The organism is Acaryochloris sp. 'Moss Beach' (assembly GCF_021497025.1).
Classification (GTDB): Bacteria; Cyanobacteriota; Cyanobacteriia; order Thermosynechococcales; family Thermosynechococcaceae; genus Acaryochloris; species Acaryochloris marina_A.
In genome coordinates, this window is sequence record NZ_CP071722.1 from 40315 (window position 1) to 56170 (window position 15856).

Here is a 15856-nt window from a genome sequence, read left to right on the forward strand (position 1 = left end):
ACAGCCTAACCAGCACCACAGGGAACCCCTGTCCCATCACCAAATCATCACTATCAAGCCGCCAACTCTGGCACCGCTCTCTCCAGCATCTGCACGGGCAACACCATCGCCAACCCCTCCAGAATCGCCATCTGACCCGGCACACTGACCCTGTCCCAGACAAAAACCCATTCTTTCGGTTTGAGCCAGTTAAAGAACACCTCATTCAGGCTCGGTAGCAGCTCATTAATGGGCAGATCCGCCAACTCATCCAACACACCAGCAATCGCTTGATGGGTCTCATGGTCTGGGTTTAGTCCTTTTTTAGAATTGTTCATTTTGCTATTTAAATTATCTAATAGCAAAATGAACAGACGCCAATATCGTGCAATCGTGCCCCTCGGGATTTTGGTCATGCCCGCAACGATCTGCTGGGTGATTTTCTCGCCTTTGGATTTCAACTGAAGGATGGCTGATTCAATAGCAATTTTCACTCGCTCAGTTTTGTGTGCTGCTTCAATCGTTAGATCCTTTGCCTGGACTATCTGCACATGGATATCCATCTCGATATTAGAGAGCAGCACGACTTGCAGGGACTCTACAGGTCGTCGATGTGCCCGCAGTCGCCCGATCGCCTGGTGAATCTCTGCGAGGATAGAACGGTCTATAAATGCTGTGAACTCTGGGTCATCGTCTTCTGGGTAGTATCCACAGACGATCGCAAACTCAGCGGCCAGGTCATTGAGGTTGCGGCAGGGAGTGCCTACCAGGACTAGGGTCTGCACGGCTAGGAAATCATTGACCCCCCGACTATCTCGCCACCAAGTCCCATCCTCTTCAAACCGCTTGAAATCTAGAACCCTAGTGGTTTCTTGATCCATGTCCCGGTAGTGCCCCGCAAGAGCCGCAGTCCGCTTCATCTGATCACCTCCACGACTCATGCCCATGCGCCCCATGTCTTTGACCTGAATAATTTCCAGGTTGTTTGTAACTGGGACGACTTGACGCACCACTAGGATCTCATCAGGAGAGCAACCCAGCTTCAAAGCCAGGTCTTCACGGGATAGCGTAGCGTCGAGGAACACGTTGGCTTGGGCTGCATGTGCCAAATCCCGGTGCCGAGGGTTAGGAGTGTTGAGGATCAGACCGTAGTGGCTGATTTGGATGCAGCCAGCACCACCTTGCAGTATGCGAATTAGAGGGACTAACCATTGCTTAACGACCCCATTCCTAGCCTGCTCTGCCATCTCAGAGTCCCGTTCAGAGAAAGCCTTCCTGAGTTGCTTGGGTAGATCTGCGAGGTCCACCCCATAGTCTGAAGTAGTGTTCAGGAACCCCAGGCTAGGAATGAGGATCTGAGTGATTTCTCCTAGCTTCACCCCGGTCATATCGGGGAGTTTCCCTTTCACCTCTAGATGCTTCAGGCCATACTTGCCCAGATTCTCAGACCCATCTAAAAGGGGTAGCAGTGCGACTAGTAACGGTTGCACTAAGGCGAACACTTCGGGATAGAGGATCAAGGTTGAGATGGTTTGCTGCAAGTCATTGAAGGTGACAACTACCGACTGCTTGACCTGAAAGTTCTGCCCCGGTTCATCCCAGATCAACATCGAGTTTTCTAGGGGATAATCCTCTGGATCAGGCAAGCTATCAGGATGTGCCCTCAATAGAGGTGAACCCAGGACATTACGCCGCTGGTTTAAATACCCATACCCTGCTCCCTCCGCATTGATGCAAGCTTCTCTAGCCACGCAGGTTCCACAGATGAGATTGGCAGTATCCGCACCAGGAATGTTCTTGTCCCGCAGAGCATTGAGAACTCCAATCCGATTACAGTTAGCGGGTACAGCGTAGGCATCACCTTTAGCAGAACGCTGGAGCCGATTCTTGACCCGACTTAGCCCTCCATGTCGTGCTTCTAGGTCGCACCAGCCATTTCCTTGTTCTAGTGTTGATACGGTGGGATTGCGGTGTTGGTCTGACAGATAGATAACCTGTTCAACCCCAAAGCCAATCGGGGTAACGTTCCCAGAATCATAGCTTTTGCCTGTCCCCGGTTGGGACTGGTCGAGAATATAGGGAAAACCCGATGCGATCGCAGATTTCCAAGTCTGGAGTCGTTGGCCTGGTTCGTATTCGTGGACTAGAGGCGTTGTTGTATCGAGAGTCCCGTTATTTCCAGAGCGGCTATTGAGGCTGCACCCTGCAAGGTCTGTCGATGTTGCAGAACGTCTTCTAGCGCGTCTTCGATAGTTTTCCAGTCGAAGTCTTGAAAGATATCCATGTCTTCGATGAGTTGCAAGGAGTCGTGCAGTGCGGCGACTGGCTCTTTTAGCTCGACGGCTTGTTCCAGGCAGCGTTGCAAGGCACTCGTCATCTGGTGCAGTTCGCTTCGTTCCGCGAGGGTCAAGGATCTGGGTTTTTGGGGCATTGGGAGTCGCAAACCCTTGAACGGGTGATGAAGGACGGGTGAACGTTTTGAGAACATCTTGGAGCTTGTGCAGTAATTGGTTGCACTGAGCTGCAATCTGTTCAAAATCGGCCACTGACAAATACCGAATCTGACTGAGGTCGTCCAGTTCATCAATGTCAAAATGGATGCGCTTATCAGTTTGCTTCCACCATGCGACCTTTACACTGTAGCCCCAATCCATCAGGAGTTCCCAAGTTGCCCGGTATTGCCGCAACACTGATTTGTTCTGAATGGCCCCAGCATCTGGATAAAATTCGATGGTGGTTGCGCCAAGCTGAGCCAGAGTTGCTTTCAGGGTTTCAGGGGATGCCGCGAATAGTCCGCCAGCTGCACCGATGGTAATGAGTCCCAGTCGTTGAGCAAGAATGCGAGGCTTAGCCCCCGTGCCCTCAACGAGTGCGATTGCATCTCTGTTGATTTGCTTGGGATGGTGGATGGCTAAGGGCAATTCGCCAGTGGGCAAGTGAGGAGTGGGACCATTGGGGCGTTTTCGGGTTTTGCCTGTGAGCCAGTAATAGCGACCCCTTTCTGAAGTGCGGGATCTGACCTGGAATCCAACAATCAGACCATCTGCATCCATGATGGGGCAGAGATACCCCGGTCTTGGAGTATTGAGCGACTTCCCATCTAGGTTTACCCCTGGCAAGGTATGGGGCAGTTCGGGAGAGAGTTGCTGCCACTGTTCGACCGACTTCACACCCCAGTCTTCGATCTGATCATCTGTAAATCCACGACGATACAAGTCAGCCCGATCTGCTGGGTGCAAGGTGAGTTGACCTAGGAGCTGGCGGTAGAGCCGATCCCGTTCTGGTGCAGGGAGGGATTGGGCGTGACGTTTGGCTTCGGCTTGGGCACGTTTTTCTCTAAGAATCCGTTGCTCTTGCCATCTGCGTTCCCGGTCTTCCTGACGGAGGTTCTGCCCATCGTCTACGACATATTTACCCCAGAGTCCATCTTTGGACTGGCCGAGATAGCGATAGCCTGCGATCTGGCCTGAGAGGGACATGCAGAGATGGAGGTTTTCGACGGTGCTGCATTTTCCTTTGAAGTCCCCGCAGAGGTCGCAGGGGTTGCCCTTGCGGGTGGGGATGAAGGATTGGGATGAGTTCATGAATAGGTTCCCTAGACGTAGTGATAGGAAGCCTTTGGTCAGAAATTGCCCATAGCAATCTTGACCAGTATGTATCTTGAGCTAAGATGGACATACGGCTCCTTTGGAGACCCAAACCATGCTCAGTCAAATAGCATTGAGTTCGAGTTCCTCGAAATATTGGGAGTGCTTGGACGCTTAAAAGCCCTACTGTTACCAGCAGTGGGGCTTTTTACGTTTAATGGGCTTACATGGCTTTCACCTCACTTTTAACTCTGGAATAACTTTGTATTGAACGCTTCTGGGGATAAGTGTGGAGATGTTTCAAGAATGCGTTCAGAGTCTTATTGGGTAAATATCTCACTGCTATTTGTTGAGGGTAAGTTTTTATTCCTAAAACTTACATAGCGAACATTAGGACAGAGATTTAGATAGAGTTTTTTTTCATCTTGCATACCTTGGAAGGATGGTATGCAAATTCTGAAATTACTTCTTCAGAAGAAAGAGAAGAGAAAGATAAAAGCTAAACTTTACCTTCTCCAAGAAGATCTAAGACTGTGCATTGCAATGCAGCACAGAGTTCATCTAACTCAGGGCCACTAATCCTAGGCATTTCATTCACGTTTTTCCATTTACTGATGGTATTTACATGAAGTCCAACCCTTTGGGCTAGATCTGCGTTAGTGATTTGGCGATCAGCCATGATCGCTCGTAACTTCCATTTAACCAACTCTGCAATAACCATAAGAAACTCCTTCTTATAAATATCTTGTAGTGTCCATATTTAGCTATGAGGATAGCACACAAGAAAAGTGCTAATAAATGATATTTAGATGTGTATAGATTGTATATAAATATATTAATACACAAGAATATATTTACTGCACACAAATTTAAGTGTATTATGTATGCATAAGCGGTTGAACACACCGCTCGAACAAAAAGTTCCCTTACCCAAACAGACAACTGAATAAGCGAGTTCTGCTGAGTGCTGGTCAAACTGCTGATACCGCAGCCACCGGGGATAGCCCGATGCCCTTCAGTGCTACAAACTGAAATGATTTCAAAAAAATATCTATTAAATAGAGCCGCTGCTTTTCTTGCCGGAACCTCAGCGGCTCTCTCTGTAAACCAATTAACAAAGGAAATACAGATGCCAACTACCTTAACGCAACTAGAGCAGTGGATCGACGAACGAGTTACAGATCCACTCCATCCTGAATACTCCCTAGTCTTTGTCCAGGTTGAGTTCTGGCCTGGTATTCGCGATGGGGGAGACTCAAAAGAATACTACTTCGCTGTCAAGAATCGACCTGGCTCACTCGGTGATCGGCTCAGAGATTGGGTCAAGCAGCAATTTGGCCCCAATGCCCGACTTAGTCATTGGGAGACAGTTCCCTCATCCCGGCAGCTAAGGGCTGAATCTGATTACGAAGACGAATTTTAACCAATCCATCACAGGGGCACCTTCGCCCCCTGCCCCGTCTCAGGTAAGTTCAGAGGACACAATCTTATGGCAACTATCGAAGCAACCCAAGCCCCCACCATTGCTCAACTCAATGACCGCTTTCGACAAGGCGACCATACCCTAGGTCAGGTCCGCCCCACTCAATGTATCAATGGTCTCTCGTCCGAGGATCAGCAGGAACTCTTTCGACTTCTCCGCACATTCGATGATTTCACACCGGGCAACGATCCATATGGGGAACATGATTTTGGGGCTATTGAGTTCAAGGGTGAAGTCTTCAACTGGAAAATTGATTACTATGCCCCAGATCTTGTGCATGGCTCGGAAGATCCAGGTGATTTAACCAAAACTATAAGGGTTCTAACGCTGATGCACTCCAGCGAGTACTAGCGTCTCCTCCTATTTGCACCCTGATTCTTGGTCGGGGTGCTTCTCAATTTTGATTGGTACAATGATATTAACTAGGGCAAAAGATATGACAACGACATCCCCTGACAGATTAGATCGCATTGAATCTCTTCTGAGTAACCTCGGAGAAGATATGAAGACGGTCAAAGAAGACCTATCAACAGTCAAAGAAGATATAAGTGAGCTTAAAGAGCAAACTACTAAGACGAACGAGAAGGTTGAAACCTATCAAAAAGCTAGTCAGCAAGTGGTTAATCTTGCGTTTGGCATGATCGTAACTGCGGCTCTTGCCGTCATACTGCCAGTAGTCACCAACCGCTAATTTCCAAGTATCATTCCTGCAAGCACTCATTGTCTAAGGATGGGGTCTTGCTTCTGAGCTAAGGATTTAGGATTCTTATGAAATCAACAACTCAAAACTTAGATGAAGCCTTAACGATTTCTGCACAGCTTGCAACCATTGCTCTTGCGGTGATTTCGGTATTGGCTGCTTCCTTATTTGTGCTTGTCTTTGTGGTTCGTTCAGTCATTGCCACGGATATCACTCCAAGGTTAGATCGGCTAGAGCTTTCAGTGACTTCTCTCAATGCACGCGTAGATAGTCTTGATAGCAGATTGGATTCACTAGAACAAGGTCAAAGAGAGATTATTGATCTCTTGACGGAAAGCAACCGCTGACCCCCATCTCGTCAACTAATAACAACAAGTGCCCTGGCCCCTGCTGCTGGGGTGTTTTTCTATGTCTTTTTCTGGAGAAAACCCAAGTCTCCTAAAATCAATCCCTTTAGCATCCCTGAAGGTTCAACTGTTGTTTATCCTGCCTTGAAGGGTAGGTCAAAGCGGCGAAGAGCAGGAGTACAAGATCAAAGGCAAGATGCAATGCCACTTTAATCACATCCCTCAGCATTACTAAAAAACCCATCAACAGGAGTCTCAATAGCGTTAGCCTTGTCCGTGACGCTGAACTGGACTTGAAGGTAACTAATTTTCCAGGTAAACAGACGAAAATCGACAAGGCGATCACGTTAACGATCAATAAGCCTAGAAGCAGGTAGCCTCCAATGCCAGCTAGAAATGAGCCTTTCTCAATGGAGGGCAGCAACTTGATCAAGGCTGCTAAGACTCCCACCATACTTAGGGGAGCAAGCCAACTGGGGAGGTTTATGCCTTGGGTGAATTCTTCAAGAAGGTGAAACCCTTTATTGAGAGCAAACCCAAACCAATCTACCTGGCAGTCTGACATCATTCACACCCAGAAACTTTGCCGACATTCTAACCACGCTTTTGGCTTTGTCAATCCTTTGAATTTGTGACGGTCGCAATCCTTGATAATCCCCTTGGCATCAGGGCAGTCCAGGCCAGCCTGGATCGGACCAAGGAAGGGTTTGCAGCTCCCACGGCTTGATGCCAGCACCCCCCTCCCCAACTTTTTCTTCTCTTTCCCTCTTTTGGCCCAGAATTTAGCAATCTGTACCCAAATTTACAGCTGGATTTTGGCTAGAGATGTAACTTAATAGCCATAGAAAAGTTAGCGCTCAACAATACTCATCCCCATTGATGTCTGTGCGTTCCCCTCATTGATTGGCTTTTAGGGCTCCATCTTCGGCTACTCCCTATTACCCCGGCTGCTCCTGGTCGGGGTTCTTTCTTTTCCCTAGACTTCGTGGGCATCCTGAACTGATATCTGGATTTCCTTCCGAATCGATAGCATTATTTTTCATGAAAATTCATCTTGCCAAAATTCTGGTTTGGAATGGCCTTAACTTCCAAATCATCGACTTCAAGCAGGCCCAGACTCAGGAAAGTCTTGGGTCGGTCATCAGGGAATATGTCGCTGCGATGGACTTGCGGCTGGTGTATTGGTGCAAAGTTTGAGCCAGTTGTTATCACTTGTAATTCAAATTTTTAACGATATCAATAAGATTCAAAGTAAGTTAATTTTTTTGATAGAAAAATATATTCTGGCTGGGCACTCTGAAAGAAGCGATGTATTAGAAAAATACAACGAGAATTTGTTCAGAAAATGGTTAGAAACTTTTATGATTCAGAAGCTTCGTGAGGCAACTAAGCTGCTCACAGAGAACTCGATATTACTTAGTTTGATTGTGATGACAGTCTGGCTGCCGGGTACTATTTTATTGGTGTATCTGCGCCTATATGTTTTTCCAGAATCATTGGGGGGAGATGAGTATAGAATCTTCGTTCAGGAGTTTAGGATTGCCACTGCGATTGAGCTGGCATTTGGGCCGATTTATCTTGGGGCAATCATACATGTCCTTTCTCAGCTTAAACAAGGGTTACAGGCAACTTATAGTGAATCCATGTCCTATGCAGCGAGAAAGAGCTTTAAACTATTAAGCACTCGTGTTGTTACTAATTTGATAGTGTTTGTGGGACTTATCGCTCTCATTATTCCTGGTATCATTCTGTCATTACGTTTTGCACTGATTGATTCAATTGTTGTTCTAGAAGGAAAGACAGGAGCAAGTGCCCGTAATCTCAGTACGGAATTAACTCAAGGGAAAAGATGGAATATATTAGGGTCAATGATTCTGGCTTTTCTTGGTGTGGTAATAGCTATTTTGGTAATCGCAAATATTGCATATCTACCGCTGGCATTCATAGGGCAAGATGAAAACTTTTTCCTTGCGGTAATTGTCGAGTGTATTAGCAGTATCTTGCTTGTATTTCCCATGATTGTATTGTTTCTGTATTACTGGGATGCAAAACAACAACAAGCTGCCATTCAATAACAGAAGATTAGGGGATAGTGGTGGCATAGCATAATCGTTCTCCTATTTTTTTCGAAGTTCATCGCATTCCAATACAGTCCTCCCACTTCACACCTATTAATTCATTGCACACCTATAAATTCCCCTGGCCTTCCGCTGGGGGTTTCGCATATCTGGAGAAAATCCTATGACCGTTTCAATCCCACCACTCACCCTAAAGGCGAGTGCCCCACAGACCAACGTCACCAGCTACTGCACCGATTCTGCCGATCATCCCATCCTTGAGCAGATCTCAAGTCTCCTCCCAGATCTTTCCCAGGCTGGCAAGGTTGCCCTGGTTCGCGGTGTAGCGGAGTTACTGGCGGTATCACTGAGTCTACCAACCCAGCCTCATGAAATTACCCTACCCCTTCGCCAAGAGGCTACCAACGATGCAAACTCAAGATAGACCCCAAACCCCATCTCAACAGCAAGCCCACATCCGACCGTTGGGTTTTGGCGAAAGTCCTAGGGGCTTAGCGATATTCTGCAATCGAGCCAAAACCAATACCTGGTATACATTGAGTCCAGACTCCCAACCCGTGGAACTTCCCTACCCTGCCCTCACGGGGTATCTGACCAGCATTGAATTCATTAATGGGGAATACAGAGGAAAACCCAAGAGCAAGCTTCGTTTCAAAATGCAGGCCCATCGTCCCTGCACTCTAGAGGCGGGTTCAGAGTCCACGTTTACGAAAGGGTTCTTGAGTGCGATTCGCAAGCTTGACACCGGACCATCTTCGCTACCCCATCACCATTGAGGCCATCCCCGCCGATGAAGATAAAGTACTGTTTTGCTCCGTGTGGCTGATGGGTCAGAAGGTCTTCCAGGCATGGGATGAACAGACCAACTGGAGGGAAATCGCCAGAAAAGCCAAGGCTAATGTGGTTCAACTTCAGCGTGGCTGATGAACCTGACCATCGACTGGCAAGCCCTGAAGACTCTAACAGAGTACTGCCAGGAGGATATCAAGGGCTTTTGTGAGGATGGGAAAAGGGCAACTTGGAGTGTAGTAAGTCGCCCAAAAATGATTGCTGTTCACAATCGATTCAGAATTTACCACGGCAGCAAAATAATCCATTTGATCTTTATAAATCTTTTGCTGTGGAACTAAAAACTCAGTAAAGAGGCGACTCCCGGAAATAGGACTCGCCCTTAGTTGAAGCATTGATTGCTTCTGTTTCTCAAGGAGAATTTACTCATGTTCAATAAAAAAGCTATGCAGCTCCTCCATGAGCCGCATATGGATCGTTGTTTTGTTTGCCACAATTTGAAGTTTGCGATCGCATCCCAGGTATTGATCCATGAATCCTCTCGTTACCCTTATCGGCGTTTTATCTGCAAGGACTGTGGGAAGCGACAGGGCCTGAGTCCAACAGCAGAATATCTCCAAAACTTTCGTGAGATGGACCAAGAGTTGGAGGCAGAGGAGATATCAGAAGGTGTTGAGCCGAAGATGGAATCGAAAGTCTTGGTGGTGGTTTGAAAATATCCAGTCCAAATTAGCTAATTTCAAATGGGAGGTTCTCATGGAGGACTACCGGATATTTCGTTATCGACGTGCTGTTTTTCTGATTGCCCTAATATGCTTGTGGTTTGGAGTGCTTTACCATCTCTGGCTTCAAGCCTTTTACCAGTTGGCTCCAGAACCAGTCAAAGTATTTGCCAAGGATAAGCAATCAAGGACATTTCTGAATTCTGCAACATATACTCTTTTTTATCGCGATGATGGCGAACTCAAGCCAGTCAATACTTCTCGGTCGGAATACTTGATACTAAAAAAGGGTGATACTTTTTGCTATAGCTACAATTCATTTTTCGGTCAAAAATTTAATTATCGACAACGATCCTGTGGACAAACAGATGGCTATCATCCCATCATGAAGTTGCTGGATCTTTTTAAGGATAATTGATGCACGTAAGCCATAAGCCCATCACGAAACACCAGCAAATGCTGTGTGATAAGTTTCAGGAAGTTTTTGGCACGAGCATTTACGAGGTCATCAACACCTCGTTTTTCCACATTGAACGGAGGGTAAGCCTTCGAGATGCTAGCACTCAGTTCACCTATAACGATTCAGTTTTTACCCTTTCCTATGAAGCTGTTGATCCTTTGCGGTTAATTTATGGGTTTAACCTGGATTGCAAAGATGGTGCTTGGCGTTCGCGTAATAACTTCGCAATAAACAATCACAGTCTAAAAAGCTTGAAACCTTTTTTGGGAAAAGCTTACAGCATAAAAAGCTTCAAGCCTATGATAATTTCTATCGTCCGATTCTGTCTATCTAACTTTCGAGCTATAGACCAAGGTGATTTCTGGACAAGTAGTTCCCTAAACTAAAAGTCAACGCGGTTCATATTCCTCAAGGATATGAGGGGGTAATGGATTGCCTCTCATTGCTATGTTTGTTGATTGACGCAGCTTTTCTATATCTATTGGCAGGCTACTCAGTTGATTGCTCGAAAGGTCTAGTACTTTCAGATTGATAAGCTTTACGATGTCAGGTGGCAAGCTACTTAGTTGATTGCTTTTGAGGAATAGCCCTAGCAGATTGGTAAGCTGTCCAATTTCTGGGGTAGGTTACTTAATTGATTATTCTGGAGGTCCAACCTTTTCAGATTGCTAAGCTGTCCAATTTCTGGTGGCAGGTTGCTTAACTGATTATTCCAGAGGTTCAGCGCTTTCAAATTGGTAAGCCGTCCGATTTCTGGTGATAGGCTATTCAGTTGATTGCCCGAAAGGTATAGCTTTTGTAGATTGGTGAGCTTTACGATTTCAGGTGGCAGGTTGCTTAGTTGGTTGTCTGAAAGGTATAGCTCTTGTAGATTGGTGAGCTTTACGATTTCTTGGGGGAGTTGGGAAAGAGATAGACGATTCAAATCTAATTCAGATGCCTGTGTCTCTTTTGCCACTTGAATCCGACGCTGGGCTTCTGCATAGCCTCCATCTACTTGAGGCTGCTTTGATTTCACCAGATGTGTAGAATTTTCGCTAGCCGGATTTGCCAGTGCAACATACTGTCTACTCACTAAGTTACATAGACCCGTTGCTAGAACTACCAACATCACTATTTCTTTGGAGAATCTCTTCATCTGTGACATATCCTTCAGCTTCCTCAGAAAAAAAGAATAACTGTACTCAAGTCTAGATCACCCTGCTATTTTCTTCCTTTTCTGAAAAATAAAACTGGTTTCCTAACATTTACGTTAGCCCAAACTGAATAAATCGGTGTCAGTCCCCATCCCTCAATAGGGTGGGGAAGGATAGCCCGTCGATAGAGCGCAGCGGCATCGATAATTAGTCAAATCCATTCTGGTTCTGGATATATTGCTTAATTCTTCCTAGAGGAACCCCACCAGCCGAAGCCACATAATAGGAACTAGACCAGAAGACAGGCTTACCGTAGTAGACCTTCTGCACATCCTCTTCAAACTCTTTTCTCACAACACGACTGGACGCACCTTTGAGACTCGCCACCAGTTTAGAAATGTTGTTATTGGGGTGCAAATCAATCATTAAATGCACATGGTCAGGTTCGCCATTGAGTTCCATCAAGGTTGATTTATTCGCCTTACAGACTCTCTGGAATACTTCACTCATGGTTTGGAGCATGTCATCCGTAATGATTTGGCGTCGATATTTAGTGACAAAAACGAGATGTAGGTAAATAGAGTAAACAGAGTGAGAACCTTTATGATGCTTAGCTTTCAATTGCCTATAGGTAAAGGTAGAATAGAGGTATGCTAACACGCCGTACCACCTTCAGGCTTTACCCCACACCTACCCAAGAACGACAGCTTTTTAAGTGGCGTAGACTGCATGGTTATTTATACAATGCGGCACTGGCAGAGCGGCGTGATATGTATAAGCGCTGGGGGATTAGCGTTGATTACTTCGCTCAACAAAACTGTTTGCCTGCCTTTAAAGCACAATGGCCTGAGTTTACTGTCCTGGGGTCTCATGCATTGCAGGCCACACTCAAACGAGTGGATCTAGCGTTCAATGCATTTTTTAAAGGATTACGGGGATACCCCAGATTCAAGAGTATTCGTCATTATTCGGGTTGGACCTACCCCTGTAAGGCAGGCTGGAAAGCCCAGACGGAGGGTAAGCATGGTCACCTGAAGCTCACGAATCTTGGATTGATCAGGATGCGGGGCCAAGCTAGGACTTGGGGAGAGCCAACCACTTGCACTATCGTTTATCGACAGGGTAAATGGTATGCCTCGATTACCGTCAAATGTGTTCCCGTGCGTTCAACTCAACCGGGGGCTGTCGGTATTGATTTGGGCTGTAAGGAAGCCATCACTCTATCGACGGGTGAGCAAATTTCTAAACCCCAGTTCATTGCTGACGGGGAGCGGTTGGTCAAACACCTATCAAAAGCATTACGACGTAAGCGATCACCTAATCGTAAGGAAGGAATTAACCCCTCCAAGCGATGGATGACTGCACAACGTCGTAAATCAAAAGCACAGCAAAGAGTTACACGCCAAAGACACGATTGGCTGCATCAAATCACCAGCAAGATAGTGAGCGGTAATAGCCTGATTGCAGGAGAGCAGTTAAATGTGTCTGGTATGACTCGCAAGGCTAAGAAGGGCAAGCGTAAGAAACAGAAGGCTGGACTTAATCGGTCTATCTTGTCTGTAGGGTTTGCCACGATTGGCAAGATGTTGGCTTACAAGGAAGCTGAAGCTGGAGGATTTTATCTGGAATCTCCCACTCGCAAACTCAAGCCCACTCAACGCTGTTCCAAGTGCTGGGAGTTAACGCCTAAGACGCTCAGCGACCGGGTACATCAATGCTCTAATCCAAGGTGTGGACACATTGAGGATAGAGACGTTAATGCGGCTCAGGTTAATTTGATTTGGGCTAGGGGTCAGGAATTGGCCTCTTTAGACGTGGAGTCGCCAAGCTCTACTGACTGCGGAAGCATGAGGCAACTTGGGGCGAAGAAGCGTGCAAAATCTCAAACTAAGCAGGACGGAAACACCGTTCCTCTTAGGGCGGGGTAGTTCATCATTGAAATCCAACGCTTTGATCGGTCAGAGGTTGGCATTGAGGGCTTTGTGAATTTGGAGAGAGACCCGCCTCAGTTTTATAAGTTGGGTTGCTCGTATTATGAAGTAGCAAATCAGTGCAAAGTCTATCTCGACTATTATTTCACCGGAGAATCAGAGGCATATCTAATCGTTGGATGCGCCCATTGGGTGATACCGTTGGCATTGGCACAGCAACTCGTCCATGTTTTTCTGCTGGGGGATACTAGCTGTACAGAGTGGTAAAAACGATGGAACGTTTGGTGAGTGACCAATCGCCAAGCTACCTCTCAGGGGCAAAAAGTATATTCCAAGCAAGTTTAGATTACTAAAAAAACACACGGAGTGGCATGAAAATTTTTTTTAGGGGAATAGCAGCATTGCTGTATCTAGGTTTTTTTTGGCAGGCATCTAAGGGTTCGACAGACCTATATGGAGGAGACATATCCGCGATGAGGCTGCACTTTGGTTTGTCAACGGTATGTTTAGCGGGAGGAGTGAGCATGCTTGTTCTTGCAAGTAGATGGGATTCACATCATGATGCTGGGCATGCAGAGATTAAAGCGATTGATGAGGAACTGGCGAAAGAGTCGATTTCCGAGGATTAGAAATAGTTGTCGAATCGTATCAAGTGATGTCTGTTGATATTAATTAGTCAACTACAAGATAGACATTGGATTGTATTGACAGATGAAATAATATCTATCATTTTCTTAAACTAATACTGCTCAATATGTTAGTAATTAGTTTTTAAGACGATCATAGAATCCTTCTTTTAAAAACAATAACCTCTTTAGGACGCTTATGTTTAAATAACTTAAAACTTGGAGTGATTAGAACAAACCCAAATTTATATGATACACATTCAAATCCAGTCATGATAGCTGATTCATCCATAGACTTGATCCATTCATTTAACTTCTCAAAAGATAGCCGCTTAAGTAGACTACGATTTAGAAAAATAGGATTTGCTGGCAAAAAAAGAAGTATGCGATCACAACGGTGACTGGGAGCTCTATAGCCTATATTGAGCCCAAAATTCCCAAAATGATCTCTAATTTCATCAGAGTCAGGATTTATAGATGTTTTAGGTAAACAGTTCAAAGCTTTGCGGACTTGTTTAGGAGTCATTCCTAGCTTAACTGGGCCAGCACTCTCGTATGGTTTAATAAGAAAATCCATCTTTTCCAATCCACTCATAACCCCAGCACCAACTGAACCTGCCGCCCTCTCTTCGTCCCCTCCGGTAGCGGTTCCGGCTTCTCCGATCTCGCTGGACAGTATTTCTGATACCCACAGCGATCGCAGTGCCCTCCCACATCCGGTTCCCAGTCCTGATCCGCCCTCAGCTTCAAAGCCATATCCCCGATCAGCTCTCTAACCTGCTGGTGATGTTCTGGGGTTACGTCAAATGTGATTTTCTGGCCTTGCCTTAGATAAATGAGACTCAGTTTCTGAAGGGCTTTTTGATAAGTCTGCTCAAGGATCAGGTAGTAGAGTCCCAGCTGCAAATCGATTCCATTGGATGGAGCAATTGTCTTGCTGGTCTTATAGTCGATCAGCTCCAGGCCATCGTCGGTAAAGTCCAACCGATCATATCTTCCAGAGAGGGAGAACTCGATGTTGTTGACCTGGAAACTGGCTTTAAGCTTTGCCTCAACCCCAAGGGGTTTACGAATCATGGGTAGTGGGGCAACATACTTCTCATAGTAGAGTTGCAAAGCCATCCAACCCTCATGGATCTGGGCTGGGGTCAGCTCTCCGGTATGTTGTTGCCAGCAGACAGCAAACCAATCTAGTGAAGGTAGGGGATAAGCGTAGTTCCAATCTTTGTATATGTCTGCAAGTGCGCCATGCAGGGCATTCCCAAATTTGGGAGAACCGAAGGCAGAGGGTGAAGAGAGTCCCCGCTCGTACTTGAAGCTGTAAGCCTGTGGGCATTGCTTGTAGGTAATGAGCTTCGTGGCGGATAGGGGATAAGCCATCGATTGGCACCAGGGGTATATTCCAGTGTAGATCAGGAGGCTTTAACAAAAAACTAAAAACACGGACTCAACCAAGATTTTCCAGTAATATGCCAAACAAGGGAGAAGAATTATGTTTGCTCTATTCAAGAAAAAGCAACAACAGAAAATCTTTCAAGAGGAAGTGGATGACTCAATTAGTCGATCCACGTCTTTAAGCTCCATCATTCTACAAGAAGGAAAGTCTCAACAGAATCGTTTACCCCCTGATAGCAAGGGTATGACACTAGGATTTGTTGGTTCGGTTTGGGAAAAACTCATGACATTTCATGACCAAGAAAATACTCAAATTGTCATTTTCATATCTTGGATACTAGGACTCGCCATTGGTGGTTCGTGGATAATGTTCACAACCATTGCTGGACCGTTGAGCAAGGTTACATTCAGGCCGATTAAAGAAGCCGTTGGAGAAGAAGTCGTAGAGGAGCCAGTTTTTACGCTAGATATGAATCAGACCCTCTCGTTGTGGGCACTTCTTCTCACTGGCGGATTGGGTTTTTATTTGTGGATGAAGTTTTGCTATTGCAGATATCTGCGCGATTAAATCCCTAAATATAGACTCAACCGAGCTTTTCCATAAGCCAATCAAGGGAAAAAAC

General features: G+C 46.0%; 19 protein-coding genes and 1 pseudogene. 12 read left to right on the top strand and 8 right to left on the bottom strand.

Annotation, left to right across the window (positions count from 1 at the left end):
* Positions 1-53: 53 nt before the first annotated feature.
* Both HRE53_RS31770 and HRE53_RS31775 read right to left on the bottom strand, forming a co-directional pair.
* Positions 54-3563: a hypothetical protein gene (locus HRE53_RS31770; RefSeq protein WP_235112610.1), complete on the bottom strand. Its 3510-nt coding sequence runs from the start codon at positions 3561-3563 to the stop codon at positions 54-56.
* Positions 3564-4065: 502 nt separating this feature from the next.
* Positions 4066-4287 (bottom strand): helix-turn-helix transcriptional regulator, encoded by a 222-nt coding sequence (locus tag HRE53_RS31775; protein ID WP_212666644.1) that lies wholly within the window; start codon positions 4285-4287, stop codon positions 4066-4068.
* A 408-nt stretch (positions 4288-4695) separates the two neighbouring features.
* Between HRE53_RS31775 and HRE53_RS31780 the strand changes: the two genes are divergently transcribed.
* The 4 genes from HRE53_RS31780 (at position 4696) to HRE53_RS31795 (ending at position 6096) form a co-directional block, all read left to right on the top strand.
* Entirely contained in the window at positions 4696-4989 is a 294-nt protein-coding gene (locus HRE53_RS31780; protein WP_235112612.1) for a hypothetical protein, read from the top strand.
* Positions 4990-5055: 66 nt separating this feature from the next.
* Positions 5056-5400, top strand: a complete 345-nt coding sequence (locus HRE53_RS31785; RefSeq protein WP_235112613.1) for a DUF3768 domain-containing protein — start codon at positions 5056-5058, stop codon at positions 5398-5400.
* 85 nt (positions 5401-5485) lie between these two features.
* Positions 5486-5740: a hypothetical protein gene (locus HRE53_RS31790; RefSeq protein WP_235112614.1), complete on the top strand. Its 255-nt coding sequence runs from the start codon at positions 5486-5488 to the stop codon at positions 5738-5740.
* A gap of 77 nt (positions 5741-5817) precedes the next feature.
* Positions 5818-6096, top strand: a complete 279-nt coding sequence (locus HRE53_RS31795; protein ID WP_235112615.1) for a hypothetical protein — start codon at positions 5818-5820, stop codon at positions 6094-6096.
* Between the two features lie 106 nt (positions 6097-6202).
* Here the strand turns inward: HRE53_RS31795 and HRE53_RS31800 are convergent, their stop codons facing one another.
* Positions 6203-6664: a hypothetical protein gene (locus HRE53_RS31800; RefSeq protein WP_235112620.1), complete on the bottom strand. Its 462-nt coding sequence runs from the start codon at positions 6662-6664 to the stop codon at positions 6203-6205.
* Positions 6665-7137: 473 nt separating this feature from the next.
* Here HRE53_RS31800 and HRE53_RS31805 point away from each other — a divergent pair, with 473 nt between their 5' ends.
* From HRE53_RS31805 to HRE53_RS31830, 6 genes and pseudogenes are all read left to right on the top strand, one after another.
* Positions 7138-7293, top strand: a complete 156-nt coding sequence (locus HRE53_RS31805; RefSeq protein WP_235112622.1) for a hypothetical protein — start codon at positions 7138-7140, stop codon at positions 7291-7293.
* Complete coding sequence (locus tag HRE53_RS31810) at positions 7290-8171, top strand: hypothetical protein (protein ID WP_235112624.1); 882 nt, start codon at positions 7290-7292, stop codon at positions 8169-8171. Before HRE53_RS31805 ends, HRE53_RS31810 begins: the two co-directional genes overlap by 4 nt.
* Before the next feature lie 166 nt (positions 8172-8337).
* Positions 8338-8598 (top strand): hypothetical protein, encoded by a 261-nt coding sequence (locus HRE53_RS31815; RefSeq protein WP_235112626.1) that lies wholly within the window; start codon positions 8338-8340, stop codon positions 8596-8598.
* Positions 8582-9098, top strand: a pseudogene (locus tag HRE53_RS31820) (hypothetical protein). Before HRE53_RS31815 ends, HRE53_RS31820 begins: the two are co-directional and overlap by 17 nt.
* Before the next feature lie 293 nt (positions 9099-9391).
* Positions 9392-9676, top strand: a complete 285-nt coding sequence (locus tag HRE53_RS31825) for a hypothetical protein (RefSeq protein WP_235112628.1) — start codon at positions 9392-9394, stop codon at positions 9674-9676.
* A 43-nt stretch (positions 9677-9719) separates the two neighbouring features.
* Positions 9720-10103, top strand: a complete 384-nt coding sequence (locus HRE53_RS31830; RefSeq protein WP_235112630.1) for a hypothetical protein — start codon at positions 9720-9722, stop codon at positions 10101-10103.
* A gap of 431 nt (positions 10104-10534) precedes the next feature.
* Here the strand turns inward: HRE53_RS31830 and HRE53_RS31835 are convergent, their stop codons facing one another.
* The 3 genes from HRE53_RS31835 to tnpA all read right to left on the bottom strand — a co-directional run bounded on the left by HRE53_RS31835 (position 10535) and on the right by tnpA (position 11902).
* Complete coding sequence (locus tag HRE53_RS31835) at positions 10535-10702, bottom strand: leucine-rich repeat domain-containing protein (protein WP_235112632.1); 168 nt, start codon at positions 10700-10702, stop codon at positions 10535-10537.
* Positions 10703-10734: 32 nt separating this feature from the next.
* Entirely contained in the window at positions 10735-11283 is a 549-nt protein-coding gene (locus HRE53_RS31840) for a leucine-rich repeat domain-containing protein (protein ID WP_235112634.1), read from the bottom strand.
* 205 nt (positions 11284-11488) lie between these two features.
* Entirely contained in the window at positions 11489-11902 is a 414-nt protein-coding gene (gene tnpA / locus HRE53_RS31845) for an IS200/IS605 family transposase (RefSeq protein ID WP_235112636.1), read from the bottom strand.
* Between the two features lie 29 nt (positions 11903-11931).
* Between tnpA and HRE53_RS31850 the strand changes: the two genes are divergently transcribed.
* Positions 11932-13209 (top strand): transposase, encoded by a 1278-nt coding sequence (locus HRE53_RS31850; RefSeq protein WP_235112638.1) that lies wholly within the window; start codon positions 11932-11934, stop codon positions 13207-13209.
* 783 nt (positions 13210-13992) lie between these two features.
* Here HRE53_RS31850 and HRE53_RS31855 read toward each other — a convergent pair.
* Positions 13993-14433, bottom strand: a complete 441-nt coding sequence (locus HRE53_RS31855) for a hypothetical protein (protein WP_235112639.1) — start codon at positions 14431-14433, stop codon at positions 13993-13995.
* Entirely contained in the window at positions 14430-15218 is a 789-nt protein-coding gene (locus tag HRE53_RS31860; RefSeq protein ID WP_235112640.1) for a PD-(D/E)XK nuclease family protein, read from the bottom strand. The genes HRE53_RS31855 and HRE53_RS31860 overlap by 4 nt, the downstream gene beginning before the upstream one ends.
* A 112-nt stretch (positions 15219-15330) precedes the next feature.
* Between HRE53_RS31860 and HRE53_RS31865 the strand changes: the two genes are divergently transcribed.
* Positions 15331-15801 carry a hypothetical protein gene (locus HRE53_RS31865; protein ID WP_235112641.1) on the top strand — a complete coding sequence of 157 codons (471 nt, stop codon included), beginning with the start codon at positions 15331-15333 and terminating at the stop codon, positions 15799-15801.
* The last annotated feature ends 55 nt before the right edge of the window (positions 15802-15856 follow it).